The 23,556-nt window shown below is 62.5% G+C and carries 20 protein-coding genes and 4 tRNA genes; 7 read left to right on the top strand and 17 right to left on the bottom strand.

The window, feature by feature from the left end; all coding sequences use genetic code 11:
* Window positions 1-151: 151 nt before the first annotated feature.
* From rpoB to SOM61_RS06095, 16 genes are all read right to left on the bottom strand, one after another.
* Window positions 152-4,258 (bottom strand): DNA-directed RNA polymerase subunit beta, encoded by a 4,107-nt coding sequence (gene rpoB, locus SOM61_RS06170; protein ID WP_320473281.1) that lies wholly within the window; start codon window positions 4,256-4,258, stop codon window positions 152-154.
* A 296-nt stretch (window positions 4,259-4,554) separates the two neighbouring features.
* Window positions 4,555-4,929 carry a 50S ribosomal protein L7/L12 gene (rplL, locus tag SOM61_RS06165; protein ID WP_123070150.1) on the bottom strand — a complete coding sequence of 125 codons (375 nt, stop codon included), beginning with the start codon at window positions 4,927-4,929 and terminating at the stop codon, window positions 4,555-4,557.
* Between the two features lie 65 nt (window positions 4,930-4,994).
* Window positions 4,995-5,528 carry a 50S ribosomal protein L10 gene (rplJ, locus tag SOM61_RS06160; protein WP_123070149.1) on the bottom strand — a complete coding sequence of 178 codons (534 nt, stop codon included), beginning with the start codon at window positions 5,526-5,528 and terminating at the stop codon, window positions 4,995-4,997.
* Between the two features lie 308 nt (window positions 5,529-5,836).
* A complete protein-coding gene (gene rplA, locus SOM61_RS06155) occupies window positions 5,837-6,538 on the bottom strand; it encodes a 50S ribosomal protein L1 (RefSeq protein ID WP_320473280.1) in 702 nt (233 codons plus the stop codon).
* Window positions 6,538-6,969, bottom strand: coding sequence for a 50S ribosomal protein L11 (gene rplK, locus SOM61_RS06150; RefSeq protein WP_123070147.1), 432 nt, complete (start codon window positions 6,967-6,969; stop codon window positions 6,538-6,540). The genes rplA and rplK overlap by 1 nt, the downstream gene beginning before the upstream one ends.
* A gap of 183 nt (window positions 6,970-7,152) precedes the next feature.
* A complete protein-coding gene (nusG, locus tag SOM61_RS06145) occupies window positions 7,153-7,785 on the bottom strand; it encodes a transcription termination/antitermination protein NusG (protein ID WP_147936280.1) in 633 nt (210 codons plus the stop codon).
* Window position 7,786: 1 nt separating this feature from the next.
* Window positions 7,787-8,173: a preprotein translocase subunit SecE gene (gene secE / locus SOM61_RS06140; protein WP_005663637.1), complete on the bottom strand. Its 387-nt coding sequence runs from the start codon at window positions 8,171-8,173 to the stop codon at window positions 7,787-7,789.
* 36 nt (window positions 8,174-8,209) lie between these two features.
* Window positions 8,210-8,285: transfer RNA gene (locus SOM61_RS06135), tRNA-Trp, on the bottom strand.
* A 117-nt stretch (window positions 8,286-8,402) separates the two neighbouring features.
* Window positions 8,403-9,593, bottom strand: a complete 1,191-nt coding sequence (gene tuf, locus SOM61_RS06130; RefSeq protein ID WP_159628094.1) for an elongation factor Tu — start codon at window positions 9,591-9,593, stop codon at window positions 8,403-8,405.
* An 86-nt stretch (window positions 9,594-9,679) separates the two neighbouring features.
* A tRNA-Thr gene (locus tag SOM61_RS06125) sits at window positions 9,680-9,754 on the bottom strand.
* Between the two features lie 33 nt (window positions 9,755-9,787).
* Window positions 9,788-9,861 (bottom strand) — tRNA-Gly (locus SOM61_RS06120).
* Between the two features lie 37 nt (window positions 9,862-9,898).
* Window positions 9,899-9,983 (bottom strand) — tRNA-Tyr (locus tag SOM61_RS06115).
* 351 nt (window positions 9,984-10,334) lie between these two features.
* Window positions 10,335-11,879 (bottom strand): HDOD domain-containing protein, encoded by a 1,545-nt coding sequence (locus tag SOM61_RS06110; RefSeq protein ID WP_320473279.1) that lies wholly within the window; start codon window positions 11,877-11,879, stop codon window positions 10,335-10,337.
* Window positions 11,880-11,893: 14 nt separating this feature from the next.
* On the bottom strand, window positions 11,894-13,540 hold the full coding sequence (locus tag SOM61_RS06105; protein ID WP_320473278.1) for a response regulator: 1,647 nt from the start codon (window positions 13,538-13,540) through the stop codon (window positions 11,894-11,896).
* 165 nt (window positions 13,541-13,705) lie between these two features.
* Complete coding sequence (locus tag SOM61_RS06100) at window positions 13,706-14,668, bottom strand: J domain-containing protein (protein WP_320473277.1); 963 nt, start codon at window positions 14,666-14,668, stop codon at window positions 13,706-13,708.
* Window positions 14,669-14,800: 132 nt separating this feature from the next.
* Window positions 14,801-15,949, bottom strand: coding sequence for a class I SAM-dependent methyltransferase (locus SOM61_RS06095; RefSeq protein WP_320473276.1), 1,149 nt, complete (start codon window positions 15,947-15,949; stop codon window positions 14,801-14,803).
* A 57-nt stretch (window positions 15,950-16,006) separates the two neighbouring features.
* On the opposite strand from SOM61_RS06095, the gene SOM61_RS06090 reads away from it, so the two are divergent.
* The 7 genes from SOM61_RS06090 (at window position 16,007) to SOM61_RS06060 (ending at window position 21,709) form a co-directional block, all read left to right on the top strand.
* Complete coding sequence (locus SOM61_RS06090; RefSeq protein ID WP_320473275.1) at window positions 16,007-16,804, top strand: SDR family oxidoreductase; 798 nt, start codon at window positions 16,007-16,009, stop codon at window positions 16,802-16,804.
* A 9-nt stretch (window positions 16,805-16,813) separates the two neighbouring features.
* Window positions 16,814-17,212, top strand: coding sequence for a dihydroneopterin aldolase (locus tag SOM61_RS06085; protein ID WP_147935116.1), 399 nt, complete (start codon window positions 16,814-16,816; stop codon window positions 17,210-17,212).
* Window positions 17,209-18,156: a tRNA 2-thiocytidine(32) synthetase TtcA gene (gene ttcA / locus SOM61_RS06080; RefSeq protein ID WP_320473274.1), complete on the top strand. Its 948-nt coding sequence runs from the start codon at window positions 17,209-17,211 to the stop codon at window positions 18,154-18,156. The genes SOM61_RS06085 and ttcA overlap by 4 nt, the downstream gene beginning before the upstream one ends.
* 78 nt (window positions 18,157-18,234) lie before the next feature.
* Complete coding sequence (locus tag SOM61_RS06075; protein WP_320473273.1) at window positions 18,235-18,393, top strand: hypothetical protein; 159 nt, start codon at window positions 18,235-18,237, stop codon at window positions 18,391-18,393.
* Between the two features lie 129 nt (window positions 18,394-18,522).
* The gene (locus SOM61_RS06070; protein WP_320473272.1) at window positions 18,523-19,734 is read left to right on the top strand and encodes an acetyltransferase domain-containing protein; all 1,212 of its coding nucleotides are present in this window, start codon (window positions 18,523-18,525) and stop codon (window positions 19,732-19,734) included.
* A 79-nt stretch (window positions 19,735-19,813) separates the two neighbouring features.
* A complete protein-coding gene (locus SOM61_RS06065) occupies window positions 19,814-20,350 on the top strand; it encodes a SixA phosphatase family protein (RefSeq protein WP_320473271.1) in 537 nt (178 codons plus the stop codon).
* Window positions 20,351-20,488: 138 nt separating this feature from the next.
* Complete coding sequence (locus SOM61_RS06060; RefSeq protein ID WP_320473270.1) at window positions 20,489-21,709, top strand: helix-turn-helix transcriptional regulator; 1,221 nt, start codon at window positions 20,489-20,491, stop codon at window positions 21,707-21,709.
* Between the two features lie 14 nt (window positions 21,710-21,723).
* Here SOM61_RS06060 and SOM61_RS06055 read toward each other — a convergent pair whose 3' ends face one another.
* A complete protein-coding gene (locus tag SOM61_RS06055; RefSeq protein WP_320473269.1) occupies window positions 21,724-23,493 on the bottom strand; it encodes a M14 family metallopeptidase in 1,770 nt (589 codons plus the stop codon).
* Window positions 23,494-23,556: the final 63 nt, after the last annotated feature.

Below are 23,556 nucleotides of genomic sequence, written 5' to 3'. Positions count from 1 at the left end.
GCGGTCCGCTAACCCTTAAAACGGTCATTCCCGCGCAGGCGGGAATCCAAGTTTGCCGGCAAACCACCGGGCTTAGGTTCCCGCCTGCGCGGGAACGACAATTCAAGAGCAGCAGGCCGGGCCCGAAGGCTGGCGGCCATGCTGGCCCTGCTTAGTTGCGCTCGAGATCGATGTCGATACCCAGCGAACGGATTTCCTTGACCAGCACGTTGAACGATTCCGGCATGCCGGCGTCGATCACGTGGTCGCCCTTGACCAGGTTCTCGTACACCTTGGTACGGCCGTTCACGTCATCCGACTTCACAGTCAGCATTTCCTGCAGCACGTACGATGCGCCGTACGCTTCCAGTGCCCACACCTCCATCTCACCGAAGCGCTGGCCACCGAACTGGGCTTTACCGCCCAGCGGCTGCTGCGTCACCAGCGAGTACGGACCGGTCGAACGCGCGTGCATCTTGTCGTCGACCAGGTGGTGCAGCTTGAGCATGTGCATGAAGCCGACGGTAACCTTGCGCTCGAACGCTTCGCCGGTGCGGCCGTCGAACATGGTGACCTGGTTCTTCGACGGCGTCATGCCCAGGTGGGCAGCGATGTCGTCAGGGAAGGCCAGGTCCAGCATGCGGCGGATGTCTTCCTCGTGGGCGCCATCGAACACCGGGGTCGCGAACGGCACGCCGTTCTTGAGGTTCGCCGACAGGGTCAGGATTTCTTCATCGCTGAAGCTGTCCAGGTCTTCCTTGCGGCCGGTTTCGTTGTAGATCTTGGCCAGGAACGGACGCAGATCTGCCGCCTTCGCTTGCGCCTGCAGCATTTCGCCGATGCGCCAGCCCAGACCTTTGGCTGCCCAACCGAGGTGGGTTTCCAGGATCTGACCGACGTTCATACGCGACGGAACGCCCAGCGGGTTCAGCACGACGTCGGCTGGACGACCGTCCGCCATGAACGGCATGTCTTCCACCGGCACGATACGCGAGACCACACCCTTGTTACCGTGACGACCGGCCATCTTGTCGCCCGACTGCAGGCGGCGCTTGACGGCCAGGTAGACCTTGACCATCTTTTGCACGCCAGGCTGCAGCTCGTCGCCTTGCGTCAGCTTCTTGCGCTTCTCTTCGAAGGCCAGGTCGAACTGGTGACGCTTCTCGTTGATCGATTCCTTGATCGCTTCCAGCGCGTTCGCGGTGTCGTCTTCGGCCGGACGGATGTCGAACCAGTGGAACTTGTCCAGGTCTGCCAGGTATTCCGCAGTGATTGCCGCGCCCTTGGCCAGCTTCTTCGGACCGCCGTTGACGATCTTGCCGATCAGCATACGCTCCAGACGCTCGAAGGCATCGCCCTCGACAATACGCATCTGGTCGTTCAGGTCCAGGCGATAGCGCTTGAGTTCATCGTCGATGATCTGCTGAGCGCGCTTGTCGCGCTGGATGCCTTCGCGGGTGAACACCTGGACGTCGATCACGGTGCCGACCATGCCCGAAGGCACGCGCAGCGAGGTGTCTTTCACGTCCGACGCTTTTTCGCCGAAGATCGCGCGCAGCAGCTTCTCTTCTGGAGTCAGCTGGGTCTCGCCTTTTGGCGTGACCTTACCGACCAGCACGTCGCCGGCTTGCACTTCGGCGCCGATGTAGACGATGCCCGATTCATCCAGGCGCGCCAGCTGGTTTTCTGCCAGATTCGAGATGTCGCGGGTGATTTCTTCCGCGCCCAGCTTGGTGTCGCGAGCGACAACCGACAGCTCTTCGATGTGGATCGAGGTGTAACGGTCGTCCTTGACGACGTTTTCCGAGATCAGGATCGAATCCTCGAAGTTCAGGCCGTTCCACGGCATGAACGCCACCAGCATGTTCTGGCCCAGTGCCAGCTCGCCCAGGTCGGTCGATGCGCCGTCGGCAATCACGTCGCCACGGGCAACGCGGTCGCCAACCTGCACGATCGGACGCTGGTTGATGTTGGTGTTCTGGTTCGAACGGGTGTACTTGATCAGGTTGTAGATGTCGACGCCGACTTCACCAGCCGTCGCTTCTTCATCGTTGACGCGAATCACGACACGACCTGCATCGATGTAGTCGACCACACCGCCACGCAGTGCCTGCACGGTGGTGCCCGAGTCGACCGCAACGGTGCGCTCGATACCGGTGCCGACCACGGCCTTTTCAGGACGCAGGCAAGGCACGGCCTGGCGCTGCATGTTGGCGCCCATCAGTGCACGGTTCGCGTCATCGTGTTCCAGGAACGGAATCAGCGATGCTGCGACCGACACGATCTGGCCTGGGGCGACGTCCATGTACTGGATGCGCTCTGGCGAGACCAGGATCGTTTCGCCGGCTTCACGCGCCGAGACCAGTTCGTCGACCAGTTGGCCTGCGTCGCTGATTGCCGCGTTCGCCTGGGCGATGATGTAGCGGCCTTCTTCGATCGCCGACAGGTATTCGATCTTGTCGGTGACTTTCGAATCGTCGACCTTGCGGTACGGGGTTTCCAGGAAGCCGTATTCGTTCAGGCGGGCGTACAGTGCCAGCGAGTTGATCAGGCCGATGTTCGGGCCTTCAGGCGTTTCGATCGGGCACACGCGGCCGTAGTGGGTCGGGTGCACGTCGCGCACCTCGAAGCCGGCACGTTCGCGAGTCAGACCGCCAGGTCCCAGTGCCGAGACGCGGCGCTTGTGGGTGACTTCCGACAGCGGGTTGGTCTGGTCCATGAACTGCGACAGCTGCGACGAACCGAAGAATTCACGGATCGCGGCCGAGATCGGCTTGCTGTTGATCAGGTCGTGCGGCATCAGGTTGTCCGCTTCGGCCTGGCCGAGGCGTTCCTTGACGGCGCGCTCGACGCGCACCAGGCCGGCACGGAACTGGTTCTCAGCCAGTTCGCCGACGCAACGGACGCGACGGTTACCCAGGTGATCGATATCGTCGACTTCGCCGCGGCCATTGCGCAGCTCGACCAGGATCTTGATCACGGCCAGGATGTCTTCGTTCGACATGGTCATGTCGCCGGTCAGTTCGTCACGGCCGATACGGCGGTTGAACTTCATGCGGCCGACAGCCGACAGGTCGTAGCGTTCCGGCATGTAGAACAGGCCGTTGAACAGCGCTTCGACCGATTCTTCGGTTGGCGGTTCGCCAGGACGCATCATGCGATAGATCGCCACGCGTGCGGCGGTCTGGTCGGCGGTGTCGTCGGTGCGCAGGGTTTGCGAGATGTAGCCGCCCTGGTCCAGATCGTTGGTATACAGGGTCTGGATGTCGGTCACGCTGGCGTCGCGCAGCTTGCCCAGCAGTTCTTCGGTCAGCTCGTCGTTGGCCACGGCGATGATTTCACCGGTGTCCTGGTCGACGATGTTCTTGGCCAGCACGCGGCCCAGCAGGTAGTCTTCTGGCACCGAGATCGACTTGATGCCGGCAGCTTCGATGTCACGGACGTGCTTGGCGTTGATACGCTTGTCCTTGGTGACGATGGTCTTGCCCGACTTGTCGACGATGTCGAAACGTGCGACTTCGCCGCGCAGACGCTCGGAAACGAACTCGAGTTCGCCGCCATCGTTGCGCAGGGTGAAGTTGTCGAAGACGAAGAAGTTCGCCAGGATCTGCTCCGGCGTCATGCCGATGGCCTTCAGCAGGATCGTGACCGGCATCTTGCGGCGACGGTCGACGCGGAAGAACAGGATGTCTTTCGGGTCGAACTCGAAGTCGAGCCACGAGCCGCGGTAAGGGATGATGCGTGCCGAGAACAGCAGCTTGCCCGACGAGTGGGTCTTGCCGCGGTCGTGTTCGAAGAACACGCCAGGCGAACGGTGCAGCTGCGACACGATGACGCGCTCGGTGCCGTTGATCACGAACGAACCGTTCGTGGTCATCAGCGGCAGCTCGCCCATATAGACTTCTTGTTCCTTCATTTCCTTGACGACCGGCTTGGTCGGCGATTCCTTGTCCAGGATCACCAGACGCACCTTCGCGCGCAGCGGCGACGCGAAGGTCAGGCCACGTTGCTGGCACTCTTTCACGTCAAACGCAGGGTCGCCCAGCACATACGACAGGAACTCGAGGCGCGCAAAACCATTGTGCGACACGATAGGGAAAATCGAAGAGAAGGCCGATTGCAGGCCTTCGGCCTTGCGTCCCGACGGGGCTGCATCAGCCTGCAGGAAGTTCTCGTAGGATTCCAGCTGGGTAGCCAGCAGGTAAGGAACGTTGTGAACGTTGGCGCGTTTCGCGAACGACTTGCGAATACGCTTCTTCTCAGTAAATGAGTAGTGCATGGACACTCCGTGAGTGACAGAAAGGATGAAGAATTCAGGATTTGCCAGTGGCGAACGCCACTACCACACACAAGTCCTGAAGCCTCTTACTCTTTCGCGCCAGATGAAAAGGACAAGCAAACTGCTGTGATACGATGCTGCTGAAACGGTACTGCCTGTTCCCTGTCGCCACTAGATTCTGACGTTTGCCGCAGGGACGACAAAAGAGCCAAAGCAGCAATTCCTTCCTTCCGGAAGGTTTTGCAAGCTTTGACTCCCGCGCTGGGCACTTGTATCAAGTGCCCGGTGCATATGTATTACTTCAGCTCGGCCTTGGCGCCAGCTTCTTCCAGCTTCTTCTTAGCGGCTTCAGCGTCAGCTTTCGGCAGGGCTTCTTTCACGGTCTTCGGTGCGCCATCGACCACGTCTTTGGCTTCTTTCAGGCCCAGACCGGTGATTTCACGGACGGCTTTGATGACGCCGACCTTGTTCGCGCCGACTTCGGTCAGGACGACGTTGAATTCGGTCTGCTCTTCAACTGCTGCACCAGCGGCTGCGCCACCGGCTGCAGGAGCTGCCATTGCAGCTGCCGACACGCCGAACTTCTCTTCGAATGCCTTGACCAGTTCGTTCAGGTCCATGACGGACATTTCGCTCACTGCGTTCAGGATATCGTCTTTGCTAATTGCCATTTGAAACTCCAGTTTTGATTTGTGTGTAGTTCAGTTAGTACTTGAGAAAAAAGGCTGTGCTTAAATTAAGCAGCAGCGGTTTCTTCGGCTGCCGGAGCTGCCTCGGAAGAACCTTCGCCTTTTTTCGCTGCCAGTGCAGCCAGACCACGTGCAAAGCCCGACACCGGAGCCAGCATGACGCCCAACAGCTGCGAGATGAGGACTTCACGGGATGGGATGCTTGCCAACGCGGTAACACCAGCTACGTCGAGCTGCTTACCTGCGTAGTTACCGGCTTTGATGACCAGCTTGTCGTTGGTTTTAGCGAAGTCATTGATGACTTTTGCTGCAGCAACGGCGTCGTCCGAGATCGAGTAGATCAGCGGACCGGTCATGGAATCAGCCAGCGAGGCAAACTGCGTGCCTTCGACAGAGCGACGAGCCAGCGTGTTCTTCAGAACACGCAGGTACACGCCCTGGGCACGTGCGGTTGCACGGAGCTTGGTCAAGTGACTAACCTGGATGCCACGGTACTCAGCCACGACGATGGTTTGCGCAGTTGCTACTTTTGCGGAAACTTCTTCGACGACGACCTTTTTGTCATTCAGATTAAGACCCACGGTCAATCTCCTTAAATGATAGGGACGAGATGTCCTTATCGGTTCGAACACACGGCGTCCGAAGTTAAGAAGTCTTAAAACTGGGCGGATAAACTCACACAGCTGGACTACAAAACTTGTTCGGGTACACCATCTGCGTTGGGTGGTTTATTAACCGTCAGCTCAACCTCTGCTTTCGGCCCAACGGTCTTTGATTGCCTGCCGGAGCGGTGTGTTGCTCCGACAGCCCAAAGATGCGCCTCGTGATATTGCGTACGAGGACTTAATTCTTGCGAACTTAGGTTCCCGCCTTCGCGGGAACGACGTTCTTAGGCAGCAGCCGAGATCGAAGCGTGGTCGACGCGAACGCCGGCACCCATCGTCGACGACAGGGCGACCTTGCGCAGGTACACGCCTTTCGAGGTCGCTGGCTTGGCCTTGTTCAGGGCGTCGATCAGGGCAACCAGGTTGCTCTTCAGATCTGCGTCGCTGAACGACTTGCGGCCGATGGTCGCGTGGATGATGCCCGACTTGTCGGTACGGTACTGGACCTGACCGGCTTTGGCGTTCTTGACGGCGGTAGCGACGTCTGGGGTCACGGTGCCGACTTTCGGGTTAGGCATCAGGCCACGTGGGCCCAGGATCTGACCCAGGGTACCGACGATACGCATGGTGTCTGGCGAAGCGATGACGATGTCGAACGGCATGTCGCCGGCCTTCACGCGCTCTGCCAGGTCTTCCATACCGACCACGTCGGCGCCGGCTGCTTTAGCAGCTTCAGCCTTGTCGCCCGAAGCGAACACAGCGACGCGCACGGTCTTGCCGGTGCCAGCTGGCAGCACGACCGAACCGCGAACCACCTGGTCCGACTTCTTCGGGTCCACGCCCAGTTGAACGGCGACGTCGATCGACTCGTTGAACTTGGCAGTGGCGAATTCCTTGACGATCGACACAGCGTTGTCGAATTCGTAGACCTTATTACGGTCAACTTTTGCTTTGATTGCTTTAACGCGCTTGGACAGCTTAGCCATTACAGACCCTCCACCGTGATGCCCATCGAACGTGCCGAGCCAGCGATGATACGCACTGCTGCGTCCATGTCGGCGGCGGTCAGGTCCGGCTGCTTGGTTTTTGCGATTTCTTCAGCCTGGGCGCGGGTCAGCGACGCAACCTTGTCGGTGTGCGGCTTTGGCGAACCCTTGGTGATGCCGGCGGCTTTCTTGATCAGGTAGGTTGCCGGTGGGGTCTTCATCACGAAGGTGAAGGACTTGTCGGCGAACGCGGTGATCACGACCGGGATTGGCATGCCTGGCTCGACACCCTGGGTCTGGGCGTTGAACGCCTTGCAGAATTCCATGATGTTCAGACCGCGCTGACCCAGTGCTGGACCGATCGGTGGGGATGGGTTTGCTTTACCAGCTGGAACTTGCAGCTTGATAAAGCCAATGATTTTCTTTGCCATGAAAGGCTCCTATCTTTGACTTGAGTAGTAGCGCCCCACCACGACTACTCGTCTCGGCGGGGCTCCTCTTACCGGATTCCGCCTGACTACTGCGACGTTCCAGTTATGACGTTAAAGTGTTGGGGACAGAGTACCGCTCCACCGCGCTGCGCGCGGCTCCGCTTAACTCTTTCCCGCAATGCTTCATACTTTCTCTACTTGCCCGAACTCCAGTTCCACCGGAGTTGCGCGGCCGAAGATGGTGACTGAGACACGCACCTTCGATTTTTCGTAGTTCACTTCCTCGACGTTGCCGTTGAAGTCGGTGAACGGGCCCTCTTTGATCCGGACCTGCTCGCCCACTTCGTACAGCACTTTCGGACGAGGTTTTTCGACGCCCTCTTGCACTTGCTGCATGATCTTGTCGATCTCGCGTGCTGGGATCGGGGTCGGCTTGTTCGATTTGCCGCCGATGAAACCGGTGACCTTGCTGGTGTTCTTCACCAGGTGCCAGGTTTCGTCGGTCATTTCCATCTCAACCAGCACGTAGCCCGGGAAGAAGCGGCGCTCGGAAACGGCTTTGGTGCCGTTGCGCATCTCGACGACTTCCTCGGTCGGCACCAGGATCTGGCCGAACTGTTCTTGCATGCCAGCGCGCTCGACACGCTCGGTCAATGCGCGCATCACGCTCTTTTCCATGCCCGAATAGACATGGACGACGTACCAGCGCTTGTTGCTGACCGGGACGCTCACTGGAGCGGCAGCCGGCTGTTCACCAGCGTCAGAGGCCGGGACATCGCCCGGCACTGGTGCATTTTCTTGCACGTTATCGCTCATGTTATTTCCAACCCAGGACAAAGTCGTACAACAGGAGCTCGAGAAGCTTATCCGTGCCCCACAGGAAAATCGCCATCACGACCACGAAGGCGAACACGATGCCAGTGATCTGCATGGCTTCGCGACGGGTAGGCCAGACAACCTTCTTGGTCTCGCGCACCGACTCCTTGGCAAAGCTCAGGAAATCGCGGCCAGTGGTGGAAGTCCACAAAAGCAGGACGGCAAAAACTAAACCAGCCACGAGGGCGCCTGCGGCGACCAAGGCTGGTTTGTTCTGGCCAGTCAGGTAAAAGAACCCGACGACGCCTGCAATCGCTGCAACCACCGCCAGCGCGACCTTGAACTTGTCATTCGAGGTGCTGACAGTTTGCACGGATTGATTAGACATTCTTCTTTACTTTCGGTGCTGCGCACCAGAATTCGGTGGCAGGGGCGGAGGGAATCGAACCCGCGACCTTCGGTTTTGGAGACCGACGCTCTGCCAATTGAGCTACACCCCTACGAAGACTTTACTGCTGAATCCAGCATTATACAGCAAGCGCGCGCTCACTGGCAATGCTGTTCGAGGGAAACAGGCCGGCTTTGCAACCCTGCCCGCCTCCCTCTACCTTGGCGTATTAGGCCAGGATCTTGGCAACCACGCCGGCGCCGACGGTACGGCCACCTTCGCGGATTGCGAAGCGCAGACCTTCTTCCATCGCGATCGGAGCGATCAGCTTGACGGTGATCGAAACGTTATCGCCTGGCATGACCATTTCTTTGTCTGCTGGCAGTTCGATCGAACCGGTCACGTCAGTCGTACGGAAGTAGAACTGAGGACGATAGTTGTTGAAGAACGGGGTGTGACGGCCGCCTTCGTCTTTCGACAGGACGTAGATCTCACCGGTGAAGTTGCTGTGCGGCTTGATCGAGCCTGGCTTTGCCAGAACTTGACCACGTTGCACGTCTTCACGCTTGGTACCGCGCAGCAGCAGGCCGACGTTGTCGCCAGCTTGACCTTGGTCCAGCAGCTTGCGGAACATTTCCACGCCGGTGCAGGTGGTCTTGACGGTGTCGACGATACCGACGATTTCGATTTCTTCGCCGACTTTGATGATACCGCGCTCGACACGACCGGTCACGACGGTGCCGCGACCCGAGATCGAGAACACGTCTTCGACTGGCATCAGGAAGGCGCCGTCAACAGCGCGCTCTGGCGTTGGGATGTAGGTGTCCAGGGCTTCTGCCAGACGGGTGATGCATTCTTCACCCATTTCGCCTGGCTGGCCTTCCAGCGCCATACGTGCCGAACCCTTGATGATTGGCAGGTCGTCGCCTGGGAACTCGTATTTCGACAGGAGTTCGCGGACTTCCATTTCGACCAGTTCCAGCAGTTCTGCGTCGTCGACCAGGTCGCACTTGTTCAGGAACACGATGATGTATGGAACGCCAACCTGACGCGCCAGCAGGATGTGCTCGCGGGTCTGTGGCATTGGGCCGTCAGCGGCCGAGCACACCAGGATCGCGCCGTCCATCTGCGCGGCACCGGTAATCATGTTCTTGATGTAGTCGGCGTGGCCTGGGCAGTCAACGTGCGCGTAGTGACGGTTTTCGGTCTCGTACTCGACGTGTGCGGTGTTGATGGTGATGCCGCGTGCTTTTTCTTCTGGTGCCGCGTCGATCTGGTCGTAGGCCTTGGCTTCGCCGCCGAATTTCTTCGACAGGACGGTAGCGATTGCAGCCGTCAGGGTGGTTTTACCGTGGTCAACGTGACCGATGGTGCCGACGTTGACGTGCGGCTTGGTCCGTTCGAATTTACCTTTTGCCATTTCAGACTCCTAAGATCTAACGATATATTTGGGGATTACCAGGCACACCTGACGGACGAGTGCAACGCGACTGCCGTACGAAATTCTGGTGCCCTTGACGTGGATTGAACACGTGGCCTCTCCCTTACCAAGGGAGTGCTCTACCACTGAGCTACAAGGGCTGATATTTGCGATGTAGAAACCACCGCACTAACTGGAGCGGGTGAAGGGAATCGAACCCTCGTCGTAAGCTTGGAAGGCTTCTGCTCTACCATTGAGCTACACCCGCGAGGTACAACTTCTATCCGACTTCACGATCTTCTTTTTGGTGGTGGGGGCTGGATTCGAACCAGCGTACTCAGAGAGGGCAGATTTACAGTCTGCTGCCTTTAACCACTCGGCCACCCCACCGCGAAGAACCGCAGAGTATGAAGCAAGCTCAACGTACTGTCAATCAGACTGCGGTAGAAACTTTTTCCACTTCGCCTGACAGCGTTGCTTCGGGGCGTGATTGTAACGGTCGGACTGTAAAGCTGCAAGGGTGATTTTGCCAAGTGCGAAAAAATCTTTATGAACATACTTGGAATTGTTCTGCCTGCACCTCCGCACCGTTAAACCACGTCGTTCCCGCGGAGGCGGGAACCCAAGTTTTGATGCGTATTGTTGCGGCGGAGAGAAGCGCTATCGGGGCGCGGCGGACTTGGGTTCCCGCCAAGGCGCCCGGCGAGGGCGGGAACGACGGTCTTGGGGCAAACGGGGAGATCAGGGCTGGGGGGTGTTCGCGCCCGCCGGCGCCAGGGCCGCCAGCACTTGCGCCTTGAGCGCCTTGATCAGCGCCGTTTCGTCAGGCGCCACGCCCTCGGGGGCGGTGAAGATGCGGTCGGCGTAGATCAGGCCCAGGCGGGCCTTGCCGACCACGAGCGGCAGCACGATGAAACTCTCGGCGTCCGGCAGCAGGGTCTTGTACCAGGCCGGCAGCAGGTCGCGGATCTTGGGGCTGAAGGCGTCCGCGATCATCATGTCGGCATCGTTCTCCAGGGCGAGATGGAACAGGTCGCGAGTAAAGGCGCAGGGGAAAACGAAGCCGTCCTGCAGGTCGACGCTGCCCTCGCCCAGCGACACCCGCGCGCGGAACTGTTTTGTCCGTACATCGCGCAGGCACACGGTGGCGAAGCGGAAGCCCAGCGCGCCATACAGGGTCTCGAGCACGGCCGTGATCACGTCATTGACGCCGGCGCCGGACCCGCCCAGCAGGGTCACGTCCTGCACGCCCGCCAGCAGCAGGTCGCGCGCATTCTTCGGCTTGCCGCTGGGGTGGAACTCGCCTTCGTCGTCCTCGCCCGCGTCCAGGGTGGCCAGCGCCAGCACGTTCGGCAGGCTGCTGGCGGCCTTCGGATCGTGCTTCGGCGCGCGCTCCAGGTTCATGCTCTGCAGCATGCCGTTCATGCCTTCCTGCACCTCGTCGTACAGCGCCACCATGGCCGGATGGTCGACGCCCAGCGCCGGGCCATAGCGCGTGATGAGCTCCTGGGTTTCCGGCGCCGCCGCCGGATCGTGGTGGCGGCCCATCAGGCGCGCCACGTCGCGGCTGAAGGCGGCCACCTGCCGCATCCATTCGTCGCGCTCGGGCGCGGTCTCGAGCGGGCCCGGCGGCAGCGCCGCCTGGGCCTGCACGATCAAGCCCGGCATCTGCCACTCGCGCAAGATCGCCTCTGACAGGTTCTCGAAGCTGCAGCCCAGGATCAGTTGCGCAGCCTGGCTGGAGGTGTGCTTGCCGGCCGCCACGATCGCGGCGATTTCGCGGTAGCGCTCCGGCTCGTGGCTGGCCAGCAGCAGCGGGCCCAGGTTCTTGAACAGCGCGCAGATCGCCGCTTCCTCGGCGCCGGGGATCGGGCTGTGGCGGGCCAGCTCGCGGCCGACCAGGCTGGCGCACAGGGCGGCTTCGAGCTCCACCCGCACGCCGTGCTCGGCGGTGTCGAGCGCATCGACCAGCAGCATCGCCAGCGCGGCGGCGCGCACATTGTCGAAGCCGAGCAGGGAAATGGCGCGCGAGATCGTCGTCACCGGCGTGCCGGACAAGGTGCGGTACTGGACCGTGTTGGACAGGCGCAGGATGCGCTGGGTCAGTGCGACGTCGGACACCACGTAATACGCGAGGTCGGCCGTGCCCAGGTCGTCGCTATAGCCCATGCCGATCACGTGCATGATGGCGCCGCCCAGGGTGAACATGCGTTCGGTGCCGCTGAGCTTGCGCATCAGGGCGGGTCGCACGCGGCGCGGGGCGCCGTCCTGGGAAATGTCGGTCATGGCGCCCTATCCGCTCAGCCGGCCTTGCGCAGCGGCGCGGCCGCGTGCGCGCCCTGTTTGTATTGTTTCAGCACCTGCTGGTGCAGCGCCGCCAGCGCCGGCAGCTTGGGATTGAGCGGGTCGAGCTTGCGCACATTGCCGATCAGACCCGGCACCTGCGCGCCGAGGCGGTTGTCCCAGCCCTCGTGCTCGAGGCAGCGCAGCACCGCCAGCGCGGCATTGAAGGCCACCGCCGGATTGCTCGGCAACTTGGTTGCCGCTTCCAGCATCAGCCGCACCGCGCCCTCATAATCGCCGTTCTTGGCGCGCGCGGCGCCGCCGGCGACCAGGTCGACCACCTGCTGGCGGCTCTGCTGCGCCAGCGTCTGCGCCAGCTCGCCCTTGCCGGCCTGCTCCAGCACGCCCATGGCGCGCGTGACCATGGCGTCGCTCGAGGCATTGCTCATCACCTCGCGCACGATCTCGGAAGCGCCTTCTTCGCGGCCATTGTCGATGCAGGTGCGCGCCAGCTCGAGCTTGAGGTCGGCCGACAGATTGGGCGCATCCTTGGCTGAAGCCAGGGCCGTGCCCAGCGCTTCGCCCAGGCGCTGCTCGTTGCCGGTGTACTCGTGCACCAGCGCCGAGGCGATCGCGCTGCACAGCGGGGTATTGGCGCGCCCGCCCATCGAGCGGTCGAGGTCGCGCACCACGGCGGCGGCCCCGACGGGATCGCCCTTGTGCACCAGCGCCCGCACCAGCTTGACGTGGTCTTCGGGGTCGCGGAATTCGGAATATTTGGCCTTGCTCACCACCTGGCGCAGGGCTTTTTCGGCGGTGTCGATGTCGCCCGCCTCGAAGGCGGTGTCGGCCAGGGTGCGCAGGCGCCGCACGGCATGCGGCGACACCGCCACCGCGTCGCTCAGCACCGTCTGCGATTTCTGCAATTGGCCGACCGCGGCGTGGGTGCGCGCCAGCCAGTCGTAGGCATCGACGAAGTTGCGGTTGGTGTCGACCAGGTCTTCCAGGATGTCGCGCGCCTCGGTGAATTGCTTGCGCACAAACAGGGTCTTGGCCAGGCCAAGCCGGGCCCAGGCGATCGCCTTGATGTCGACCAGGTGGCGGTAGATCGGCTCGGCCTGGTCGGCCTGGCCCAGGAACATGTGCAGCTCGGCGCGCAGGCGCAGGAAGTCGATCGCGTAGCGCGCGTGCAGGCGCTGGCCTTCGATGCAGGCGGCGATCGCCTCCTCCTGGTCGCCGGCCTCCATCAGGTTGTACACCGGCAGGAAGGCATTGCGCTTGTCGAGGGCGCGCCCGATGCGCTCGAGCAGGCGGTCGGCCGTGAACGGCTTGAGGATGTAGTCGGTCGGCGCCAGCTCGGCGGCGCTGACCACCTTGCTGTGGTTGCCTTCTGCCGTGACCATGAAGAACATGGTGGCCAGCTGCATCAGCTTGTGGTGGCGCAGGTCTTCCAGCAATTGCTGGCCATCCTGGCCGCCTTCCAGGTCGTATTCGCACAGGATCATGTCGAACTGGCGCAGGCCCAGGTGTTTCACGGCCTGGTTGGAGGTGCTGGCGTGCTCGATCCGGGTCAGGCCGCACAGCGTAAGCATGCTGTGGATGCTGGCCCGCATCCCCGCGTGGGGCTCGATGATCAGGGCCGTCAGGCCTTCCAGTTCGTTCATATTGGTCCGTATGAGCCTGCGTTGGGCATGGCGCCGTGGCTGCATGGGCACGCGGCGTCGGCCAGTATATTACGGCGCGGAACGAAAATAATGAAATCGGGTAAGGTCCTGACACGAGAAAGTGTCAGTACGCCGAAAAAACGACAGGTAGACTGGATTAACGGATTACTGGATATCGGCCGCGGCCTGGCGCAGGGCCGTATGGCGGCTGTCGCATTCGGACTTGCTGGCGCCGTCGACCACGTTCTGGTAGCGCACCTCGTACTTGCCGGCGGCCAGCTTGTCGAAAGTAAAATTCGAGCGCTGCTGCACGAAGGCGTGCCTGACGTTGGCGCGGCGGTCGAGGTCGTACAGCTTGACGAAGACCGGCGCCGCGTTGGCGCTGTTGTCGATCACGACCTGCATCTCTCCCCCCTCGTTGCCGACCGGGTAGCCGGGCACATAGGAAGACTCGAGCGGCCACGGATCGCCACTGGGCGAGGCCAGGGTCTGCAAGTCGGTGCTGCAGTCGGGGGCACGGGCCGGTACCGCCAGCTGAGTGACGGCGAGTGCGCGCACCGCGGGCGGCGGGCCCTTGGCGCCGTCCGGACCGATGCGGCGGGCCCAGTCGTCACGGCTGGCGTCGACGCCCAGTGCGTCGGGACGGCCGGTCTTGACGGGGTCTGGCTGGGCGATGCCGCCCCAGGCCAGCGCGCTGGGGATGATGTCAGGCTGTTGTTCGATCGTCAGCACGGCGACGACGGCGCCGGCCACGAAACAACCGGACATGCCCAGCCACCAGCGCGGATCGCGCCACAGGCGCTTGCGGCGCGGCTTGGGCGGCGGCTGCCCATCCCAGTTGTCGGCGGTCTTGCGCGGCTGGCCTTCCTTGGCGTTCGAGCTTTCCAGCCACTCGACTTCCCACTCCTCGGCCGCGATCCATTCGTCGTGTTCCTTGCGGCGAATCGGATCGGACAGGACGTTGTAGGCGGTATTGACGACCGCCATGATGCGGGCGGACTTTTCGTCGCCCGGATTCTTGTCAGGGTGATACTTCTGGCTCAGGGCCTTGTAGGAAGCACGAATGACTTCCTGGGGCGCATGACGCGACACCTTCAGGTTGTCATAATGTGTGTGAATCTTGGCCATGATCTGTCAAGTCTACCCGCTTCTACCCTGCGCGTTCTGTCTGTCCTCGGCCGAAGCCCGTCATGTGACGAGACGCGGGAATATCTCACAGCTTAGCCGGATTTGTGTCCGCTGTGCAAGATATCATAAAGTCTACAAGCGATGGCTGCGGTCCGCATGCACGATTGCATCTGGCAATTCTACGTCCTGTCCGACCACCAGGACCTTGAACAATTCGCCCATTTCAGCAGGAGAAACCAGCTTTTGCACGGCCCGCGATTGCGGCAGGAAATGCTTGGCATCCTCGGGGTCGTTTTCCAGCAACAGTTCGCCGATCCCGGCGCCGAGCAGGAAGGCGGCCTGGCTCATATAGGCCAGCACCGGCAGCCCGGCATCCTGGGACGCCAGCGCCATCTCCGTGAAATCGACGTGGGCCGTGATGTCTTGCAGGCCGGGCAAATAAAAGGGATCCGGGTGCGCATGGTGGCGGTAATGACACATCAAGGTGCCGCCGATGCGCTGGTCGAGGTAATACTCGTGGGCCGGGAAGCCGTAGTCGAACAGGATCGCGGCGCCGCGGCCGCCGGCGAACATCGCCGCCAGCGAGCGCATGAAGCCGGCGCCGACCGGGTGCAGTTCCGTAACATAGCCCTCGATCATCTGCTCGTGCTCCGGCACCTGGCGCACCAGCTGCTCGCCGAGCTCATCGCCGAGCGGCGCCTGGACGAAGGCGAAGGCGCCGTCCTCGACCGTGACCATTTGCCGGCGCCAGCCGTCGCCGGTGCGGATCACCAGCTCGACCGGCATGGCGTCGAGCACCTCGTTGGCCAGCACTACGCCGCTGAACCGGTCCGGCATCGCGTCCAGCCAGCGCATCTGCGGCAGGTCGGCCAGGTTGGCCTGCTGGCGCGCGCGCAATTCGCCGGACAATTCGATGATGGTATAGGAGCGTACTTCGACGCCCTGCCTGGCCAGCTCGGCAAGGACGTCGCGCGCCAGGCGGCCGGTGCCGGCGCCGAACTCGATGATGTCGGGCGCGCTTTGGGCGATAATAGCGGCTGCCACGCGCGCCACGGCCGCCCCGAACAGCGGCGTCATCTCGGGCGCGGTGGTGAAATCGCCGCTCGCGCCGAGCTTGGCTGCGCCGCCGCTGTAATACCCGAGCCTTGGCGCGTACAGCGCCAGTTCCATGAAACGAGAGAATGCGATCGCGCCGCCGTGCCGTTCGATGTCGGCGGCGATCAGCTGTTGCAGGGAATGGGACGCGGCCAGGGCGTCGGTATCGGGTGCGGGCAGGGACATGCCGGCATTGTAGCCAGAATAGCTTTTATCAACAATTTACAGCCTTCAACCAATTCAATGACGGATAGCCCTTCGATCTCCCTGCCCCGGGTCGCGCTCGTGACCGGCGCCGGCCGCCGCCTGGGCCGCGCGATCGCGCTCGGCCTGGCCCAGGCCGGCTGGGACCTCGCCCTGCACTACCGCCATTCCGAAAGCGACGCGATCGCGACCCGCGACGCCATCCTGGCGCTCGGCCGGCGCGCCGCGCTGCTGCAATGCGACCTGTCCGACGAGGCAGCGGTGCGGCAACTGGTCGGCCAGGCCAGCGCCGCGCTGGGGCCGCTGTCTTGCATCGTCAACAACGCTTCGTTGTTTGAATACGACAGCGCCACTGCCTTCTCCTGGGAGCTGCTCAACACCCATATGCAGGCGAACGTGGCCGCGCCGGTGCTGCTGGCGCAGGAACTGCATGCCGCCACCCCGGATGGCCGGCAGGCCGTCGTGGTCAACTTGCTGGACCAGAAACTGTACAATCTCAACCCGGATTTTCTGTCGTACACATTGTCGAAGGCGGCCCTGCACACGGCGACCACGATGCTGGCGCAGGCGCTGGCGCCGAAGGTGCGCGTGGTCGGCGTCGCCCCCGGCATCACGATGGTGTCGGGCGACCAGAGCGAGCAAGGCTTCGCCGCGGCGCACCAGATGACGCCGCTGCAGCGTTCGTCGACCCCGCAGGACATCGCCGACGCCGTGGTCTACGCCGCGACGGCGCGCGCGCTGACCGGCACCACCCTGCTGGTCGATGGCGGCCAGCACCTGATGCCCTCGCAGCGCGACGTGATGTTCCTGACCGAACCGAATAACTCCACCAAATAAGGCTATCCCATGTTGTCCGCCCTGTCCCACCCGAGCTTGCGCGATTGCCGCCGGCTGTTCCTGCGCAATTACGAAGTGATGATCAATATCGGCGTGCACGATTTCGAGAAGAAGGGCGAGCAGCGTGTCCTGATCAACGTCGAGCTGTACATTCCGCTGGAGCTGTCGACGCCGAAGGCCGACCAGCTGGCAGAAGTGGTCGACTACGATTTCATGCGCGAGACCATCGCCCGCCGCATCGCCAAAGGCCACATCCACCTGCAGGAAACCCTGTGCGACGACGTGGTGGCCGCCATGCTGACCCACCCGCGCGTGCGCGCCGCCGGCGTGTCGACCATGAAGCCGGACGTCTATCCAGACTGCGAAGGCGTGGGCGTCGAAGTATTCAGGATCAAGGAAGCAGCATGAACGAGACGGTGATTGAACGCGTCGTCGAAGACGACTTCCCGACCGCCGAGGCCGGTATCGACGCGAAGAAGCAAGAGAAGATCGCGCGCGAGGACAACAAGCTGCACAAGCGCCTGTGCCGCCTGGTGGGCCAGGCGATCGGCGACTTCAATATGATCGAGGACGGCGACAAGGTGATGGTCTGCCTGTCGGGCGGCAAGGATAGTTACGCTTTGCTCGACATCCTGCTCACCTTGCGCGAGCGCGCGCCGATCCATTTTGACATCGTCGCGGTCAACCTCGACCAGAAGCAGCCGAATTTCCCGGCGCATATTCTCCCGGCCTACCTGGACAAGCTCGGCGTGCCCTATCACATCGAAAACCAGGACACCTACAGCATCGTCAAGCGCCTGGTCCCGGAAGGCAAGACCACCTGCTCGCTGTGCTCGCGCCTGCGGCGCGGCATCCTGTACCGCGTGGCCGATGAACTCGGCTGCAACAAGATCGCCCTGGGCCACCACCGCGACGACATCCTCGAGACCTTCTTCCTGAACATGTTCTTCGGCGGCAAGCTAAAAGGCATGCCGGCCAAGCTGGTGTCGGACGACGGCAAGCACATGGTGATCCGCCCGATGGCCTATGTGAAGGAAGCCGACACCGAGCGCTACGCCGAAGTGAAAGGCTTCCCGATCATCCCGTGCGACCTGTGCGGCTCGCAGGAAAACCTGCAGCGCAAGCAGATCAAGAACATGCTGCGCGAATGGGAAAAGAAGCATCCGGGCCGGGTCGAGAATATCTTCTCGTCGCTGTCGACCGTGGTGCCGTCGCATCTGCAAGACCGCGACCTGTTCGACTTCGTCGGGCTCAAGACCGATGGCGTGCCGAATCCGCTGGGCGATATCGCGTTCGACGAGGAACCGTGTTCGACGCCAGCGGCGAACACGATTTCGTTGACGCAGCTCTGACGGCCGCGTATGGATGAAAGCAGAGGCCGCGCCTCTGCTTTTTTTTCGTCCTGTTTTTTGTCCTGACTGTACGAAGCGATGACCGCTAGTTCTGGCAGCCTGCAAGAACATTACAACACGATGTGGGAACACGCCTTCGTCGCGATCGCGCGTGGGGATGTCGACTGCGACATCAATGACTGGTATATGTCCAGCCAGTCGCTGGTGCGGGTGGCTGCCTTGCCGCTGCGCGCATGACATCGGACTGCAAGAGCGCAGACCGGCAATAACGGTAATCCTCAGGCCCAAGCATTAACGATAATGGAGTATCATTATCATCGATAATGATCAGGCGACGTGCATGCGCGGACGTCAAAGCGAATTCCGATGAAACAAGCCACCCCTTACGTATTTGATCAACCGGTGTCCATCACCCCGGTAGAGCAGGCCGCCGTCAATCGGCGTCGCCTGCAGAGCCTGGATGCGCTTCGCGGCTTCGTGATGGTCATCATGTTGCTCGACCATATTCGGGAAAACTGGTACCTGTACATGAACGTGCCGGACCCGGTGAATCCGGTGACCGTGGAGCCGGTCATGTTTTTCCTGCGTATCGTCACCAATTTATGCGCCCCGGTGTTCGTCGCCCTGACCGGGCTCGGCGCCTACCTGTATGGCCAGAATCACACCCGGGCCGAGACCGCCGCCTACCTGGTCAAGCGCGGCCTGCTCCTGATGGCGATCGACGTCACCCTGCTCACCTTCGCCTGGACGGTCAAGCTGCCGATGACGTTCTGGCTCCAGGTGATCTGGGCGATCGGTGTGTGCATGATTGCGCTGGCCGCCCTGATCTACCTGCCGAAGAAACTGCTGCTTGCGCTCGGCCTGTTGATCGTGGCCGGCCACAATCTGCTCGACGGCATTCGCCTGGTACCGGGCGAGCCCGGGTTCGTGGCCTGGGCGCTGCTGCACCAGCGCGACATGATCGCGTTGCCGTTCGGCGCATTCGCCAGGACCTCGTATCCGGTGCTGCCGTGGATCGGCGTGATCGTGCTCGGCTACCTGCTCGGCAGCTGGTACGAACGCGACAAGAGCAGCGCCGCGGACAGCGGGCGGCGTGTACGGCGCCTGCTGGCATTGGGAGTCGGCATGCTGGCGGCATTCGTCGTGCTGCGCGCGCTGAACGTGTATGGCGACAAGCCGTGGGTGGCGGGCGACTCCGCGCTGCACACGATGATGGGCTTCATCGCGCTGACAAAGTATCCGCCGTCACTTCTGTTCCTGCTGCAAACTCTGGGCGTGGGCGTGATCCTGCTGGCCTTGTTCGAACGCTGGGAAGGCCATCCCTGGCTGACCGCGCTGGCGGTATTTGGCGGCGCGCCGATGTTCTTCTACATCCTGCACATCTACGTGCTGCGCGCGCTGTACCACGTCGCCTTCATGATCTGGGGACCGACCCACGGCGTGAGCTTCGGACTGGATAACGTCAACTGGCTCTGGCTATGGTACGCGCTGCTGCTGCCGGTGCTGTATGTGCCGACCGCATGGTATTCGCGCCTGAAGGCGCGCCGGCGCGACATCGCCTGGCTCAAGTATTTCTAGAACGCTGCGGTGCACGCCTGGGGTGCAGGGCGTCAGGATCGTGCTAGGCTTGTCCTGAATTGACTCACCAAGGAACGGCATGCACTTGCCCTCGATCCAGCCTGCGCGCCTGCTACGCGATCTATCTTTGGCCCTCGCCATGCTCGTGCCGGGCATGGCCTTCGCCGAACCCAGCGCGATCTACCTGGTCCGCCACGCCGAAAAGGCCAGCATCGGCAAAGACCCGGCGCTCACGCCGCAAGGCCAGCTGCGCGCGCAGAACATCGCGACGATCCTGCACCGCACCGGCATCCAGGCCATTTTCAGCACGCCGACCGCGCGCACGCTGCAGACGGCGCAGCCACTGGCCCGGCAGCTGGGGTTGCAGGTCGAGCAATACGAGCCGGCCACGCCGAAAGCGCTGGTCGACAAGGTGAAGGCGCTGCGCGGTCCGGTGCTGGTGGTCGGTCACTCGAACACGCTGCCGGAACTGGTGCGCCTGTTCGGCGGCGAGCCCGGCCTCGATATCGCGGATGACGAATACGAGCGCCTCTACCAGCTCACGCCCGGCGCCGGCGGCGCGGTCAGGACGGTCGTCCTGAGCTCGCTGCCCGCGTCCACCACCGGCACGCCCTGAGCGGCAACTGCGGCGTTCTGACAACAGTGAGTGTCTTACGTTTTCCACAATTAATAATTGTCTCAACATTGTATCGACCAAGAGTCGAATGCCCGATAGCATTGATATTTATGCAAAACAAATATCGGGAGAGAAATTGTGGATCTGTCGCAGGCGCGCTTCGACCGTATCGTCAATCTCATCTACGACACGCTGGATAACCGGGGCGCCTGGCGCCGCATGCTCGACAGCCTGCATGAGGCGATCGGCGGGCGCGCCGTCCACATGCTGGCCTTCGACGGCGAGCGCGGCGCGCTGTCGTACAGCGACGGCGCCGCCATGGCGCCGCAGATCGACCTCGAATACATCCAGAAATACCAGTTCATCGATCCCCGCGCGGGCCTGCTGCGCCAGCGATCCACGGGCGACTGGCTGCACTGCCATGAGCACTTCGACGATGGTTTCGCTGCCACTCACCCCTTCTACCAGGAATTCCTGATCCCGCATGGGGCGCGCTATGTGTCGGCCTGCAAGCTGGTCGATACGCCGGAGGCGACCGTCATCTTCTCCTGCCTGCGCAGCAGCGGCGAGGGCCCACTGCCAGCGGACGCCCTGGCCTTCCTCGATCGCCTGCGCCCGCACATGGAGCGCGCGGTGCGCATGGGCCTGGCCCAGTTCGTGTACTCGACCCAGGCCCTGGTGGGCCATGCCCTGGTCGACAAGCTGCGCCAGCCGGTGATGCTCCTGACCGCGACCGGCGATGTGGTATTGGCCAACGCTGCGGCGCGCGGCCTGCTCGCGTCCACCAGTCTGGTGCAGGTGGCCAATGGCAAGCTGGTGCTGCCGCAGCGCTACCGCACGTCCTTCCTGATGCAGTGCGGCGAGCTGGAAACCCGCGTGCGCAACGCCGTCGCGCAGGGCAAGCCGGATAACAAGGAATCGCGCGCGCTGCATATGCGCAGCGAGGCCGGCGCGGGTGTGGCAGCCGATGCGCTGTATGCCTTCTTCACGATGCTGGTCCCGGAGCACACGCTCGGCAGCTTCGGCCTGCGGCCGCTGGTGATGCTGTTCTTCTACCACCCGACCTCGGTCCAGGTGATCGATTCGACGCTGCTCACCGCCGCCTTCGGCCTGTCGCACGCCGAATGCAGGGTCGCTTCGATGCTGGCCGACGGCGTGCCGCTCAAGACCATCGCCGACCTGCTCGGTGTGCAGTACGACACGGTGCGAAAGCAGCTGCTGTCGATCTACCAGAAGACGGCCACCAACCGCCAGCCCGAGCTGGTGCGGCTGTTGATGAACTTGCCGGCGTCAACGCTGCAGCACGCGCTCAGGGACGGCGACGGCGGCGGTCGGCGCCTCGACGGAAATGGCGCCTGACCGCAGGCAAGGCGTCAGGGAGCGACGTTCGCGCGCAGCACCGGATACAGGTTCAGGCGCTCGTCATACGACGAATGGCGCTTGGCGAAGAATTCCAGGCGCGCTTGCGGGTTCCTGGCGAAGGCCGGATCGCTGTCCAGGCGTTCCTGGAACGCCTTGGCCACGGCCGGATCGGCCGCCATCTGCTCGCGCGCGACCTCCTCGGCCACGTAGTCCTCCATGTATTCCTTGCGCTCGAAGGCCGTGTTGAACGCGCCCCAGGCCAGCAGCGAATCCGGCGCCTGCGGCTCCAGCATCGCCACCACCAGGCGCGCTTTCGGCTGCGCGATCGGCACGAACAGCGAACCTGGCGCGATCGAGCGCTGCTCCGGCTTCCATTTGCCCTCGACGGTCAGGCGCTGGTGGCCTTCGACAGAAGCGGCGGCCTGGGTTGCCTTGTCGGCGCGGAAGGTCTCGGCTTCATAGCGCTCGACCGTCTTGTCCAGCGTGCGGAACTCGACGCCGTGCTGGCGCAGCTTCTCGCCCACGATCGCGGCGTAAGCGGCAGGCACGATGTAGCCGGCGCGCGGTGCGGTGATCTGGAAGTCGGCCACGATGTCCTGCCACAGCGGCACGCGCCACACCTGCGGGCGGGTTTCGTCGTAGCGCGTCATCAGGGCGCCCGAGACTTCCGACGGCGTGCGGGTGTAGGCGTAGCCGTTAAAGTTGACCATCTCCTTCTTGTCGCTGGCCTTGTACGACAACGCCACCGGCTGGTTGCCCAGCTTGGCGGCGCGCGCGTCGGCAGCATACGCGGCCTGCTGCCATCCTTTGCCGTTCTTCGCCACCTGGTCCAGCACCGACACCACGGTGTTGCGGGTGATGCGCACGCGCACCGGGTATTCCTTCCACGAGTGGGTTTCCACCAGCATCGCCATGCGGTTGCGCAGTTGGAAGTAGCCGGTCGAGAAGCGCGGATCGGACACGCTGTCCATGAAGCCCGACATCGGGTCGTCATGCTTGACGAACGACATGTAATAGGACTGCGGCGTCGAGCCTTCCCTGGCGATGTCCTTGATCACGTTGGTGCGCAGGGCCAGGCCGGCCTTGCGGAATTCCGGGTCGCCCGAATACACCGGCTCGACCTGGATCGAGATATCGTGCTGGAACTTGGCGCCGTTGGTCGCGTGCAGATCGACATAGACCAGCGGATCCCAGGCGTTCACCAGCGCCAGCATGGCCTGCATCTCGGGAGCGTCGGCCTTCAGGTAGTCGCGGTTCAGGTTGTAGTTCTGGGCGGTGGTGCGCCAGCCCATCTCGACCGGGCCGCGCTGGTTCGGGCGGTTCCACTTGCCGAAGCGCTCGTGGCCATCGACGTTGAACACCGGGACGAAAATGAATACCTGCTTGTCGAGCGCGCCCTTGGCCGCGCGGCCTTCGAGCGCTTCGCGCAGCGCCAGGAAGCCGGCGTCCTTGCCGTCGATCTCACCGGCATGGATGCCGCCCTGCATCAGGGTCACGGGCAGGCCCGCCTGCTTCGCCGCCTGCGGAGTGAACACGCCCTTGCCGTTCACGACCAGCGCCTTCATCGGACGGCCTTCCGGCGTGATGCCGAAATCGATGCACTGCACCTGCTTCGGATATGCCTGCTGAAACGCGGCGCACAGCGCGATCGTCTCGTCGTAGCGGCCGGTGGCGGTGAAGCCCGAGCGTTCCGACACGGTGCTCAGGTCGGGGGCGGCGTGGACGGATTGGCTGAGGGGAATGGCCGACAACAGGGCCAGCAGTAACGCAGAACGGATCATCGACAAGCTCCGGCAAGGACAGAAGGAAGCCGACGATTATAGACGTGTTCTTAGCGCAACAGT

It is taken from the genome of Massilia sp. CFBP9012, from assembly GCF_034045115.1.
Taxonomy (GTDB): Bacteria; Pseudomonadota; Gammaproteobacteria; order Burkholderiales; family Burkholderiaceae_D; genus Telluria.
This window is presented reverse-complemented; position numbering and strand designations above follow the sequence as displayed.

Bases quoted from the DNA above. Each gene is read 5' to 3' on its own strand.
- rpoB (WP_320473281.1), bottom strand. From the start codon at position 4,258: ATGCACTACTCATTTACTGAGAAGAAGCGTATTCGCAAGTCGTTCGCG.
- rplL (WP_123070150.1), bottom strand. From the start codon at position 4,929: ATGGCAATTAGCAAAGACGATATCCTGAACGCAGTGAGCGAAATGTCC.
- rplA (WP_320473280.1), bottom strand. From the start codon at position 6,538: ATGGCTAAGCTGTCCAAGCGCGTTAAAGCAATCAAAGCAAAAGTTGAC.
- rplK (WP_123070147.1), bottom strand. From the start codon at position 6,969: ATGGCAAAGAAAATCATTGGCTTTATCAAGCTGCAAGTTCCAGCTGGT.
- nusG (WP_147936280.1), bottom strand. From the start codon at position 7,785: ATGAGCGATAACGTGCAAGAAAATGCACCAGTGCCGGGCGATGTCCCG.
- secE (WP_005663637.1), bottom strand. From the start codon at position 8,173: ATGTCTAATCAATCCGTGCAAACTGTCAGCACCTCGAATGACAAGTTC.
- tuf (WP_159628094.1), bottom strand. From the start codon at position 9,593: ATGGCAAAAGGTAAATTCGAACGGACCAAGCCGCACGTCAACGTCGGC.
- SOM61_RS06110 (WP_320473279.1), bottom strand. From the start codon at position 11,879: ATGACCGACATTTCCCAGGACGGCGCCCCGCGCCGCGTGCGACCCGCC.
- SOM61_RS06105 (WP_320473278.1), bottom strand. From the start codon at position 13,540: ATGAACGAACTGGAAGGCCTGACGGCCCTGATCATCGAGCCCCACGCG.
- SOM61_RS06100 (WP_320473277.1), bottom strand. From the start codon at position 14,668: ATGGCCAAGATTCACACACATTATGACAACCTGAAGGTGTCGCGTCAT.
- SOM61_RS06095 (WP_320473276.1), bottom strand. From the start codon at position 15,949: ATGTCCCTGCCCGCACCCGATACCGACGCCCTGGCCGCGTCCCATTCC.
- SOM61_RS06090 (WP_320473275.1), top strand. From the start codon at position 16,007: ATGACGGATAGCCCTTCGATCTCCCTGCCCCGGGTCGCGCTCGTGACC.
- SOM61_RS06085 (WP_147935116.1), top strand. From the start codon at position 16,814: ATGTTGTCCGCCCTGTCCCACCCGAGCTTGCGCGATTGCCGCCGGCTG.
- ttcA (WP_320473274.1), top strand. From the start codon at position 17,209: ATGAACGAGACGGTGATTGAACGCGTCGTCGAAGACGACTTCCCGACC.
- SOM61_RS06075 (WP_320473273.1), top strand. From the start codon at position 18,235: ATGACCGCTAGTTCTGGCAGCCTGCAAGAACATTACAACACGATGTGG.
- SOM61_RS06070 (WP_320473272.1), top strand. From the start codon at position 18,523: ATGAAACAAGCCACCCCTTACGTATTTGATCAACCGGTGTCCATCACC.
- SOM61_RS06065 (WP_320473271.1), top strand. From the start codon at position 19,814: ATGCACTTGCCCTCGATCCAGCCTGCGCGCCTGCTACGCGATCTATCT.
- SOM61_RS06055 (WP_320473269.1), bottom strand. From the start codon at position 23,493: ATGATCCGTTCTGCGTTACTGCTGGCCCTGTTGTCGGCCATTCCCCTC.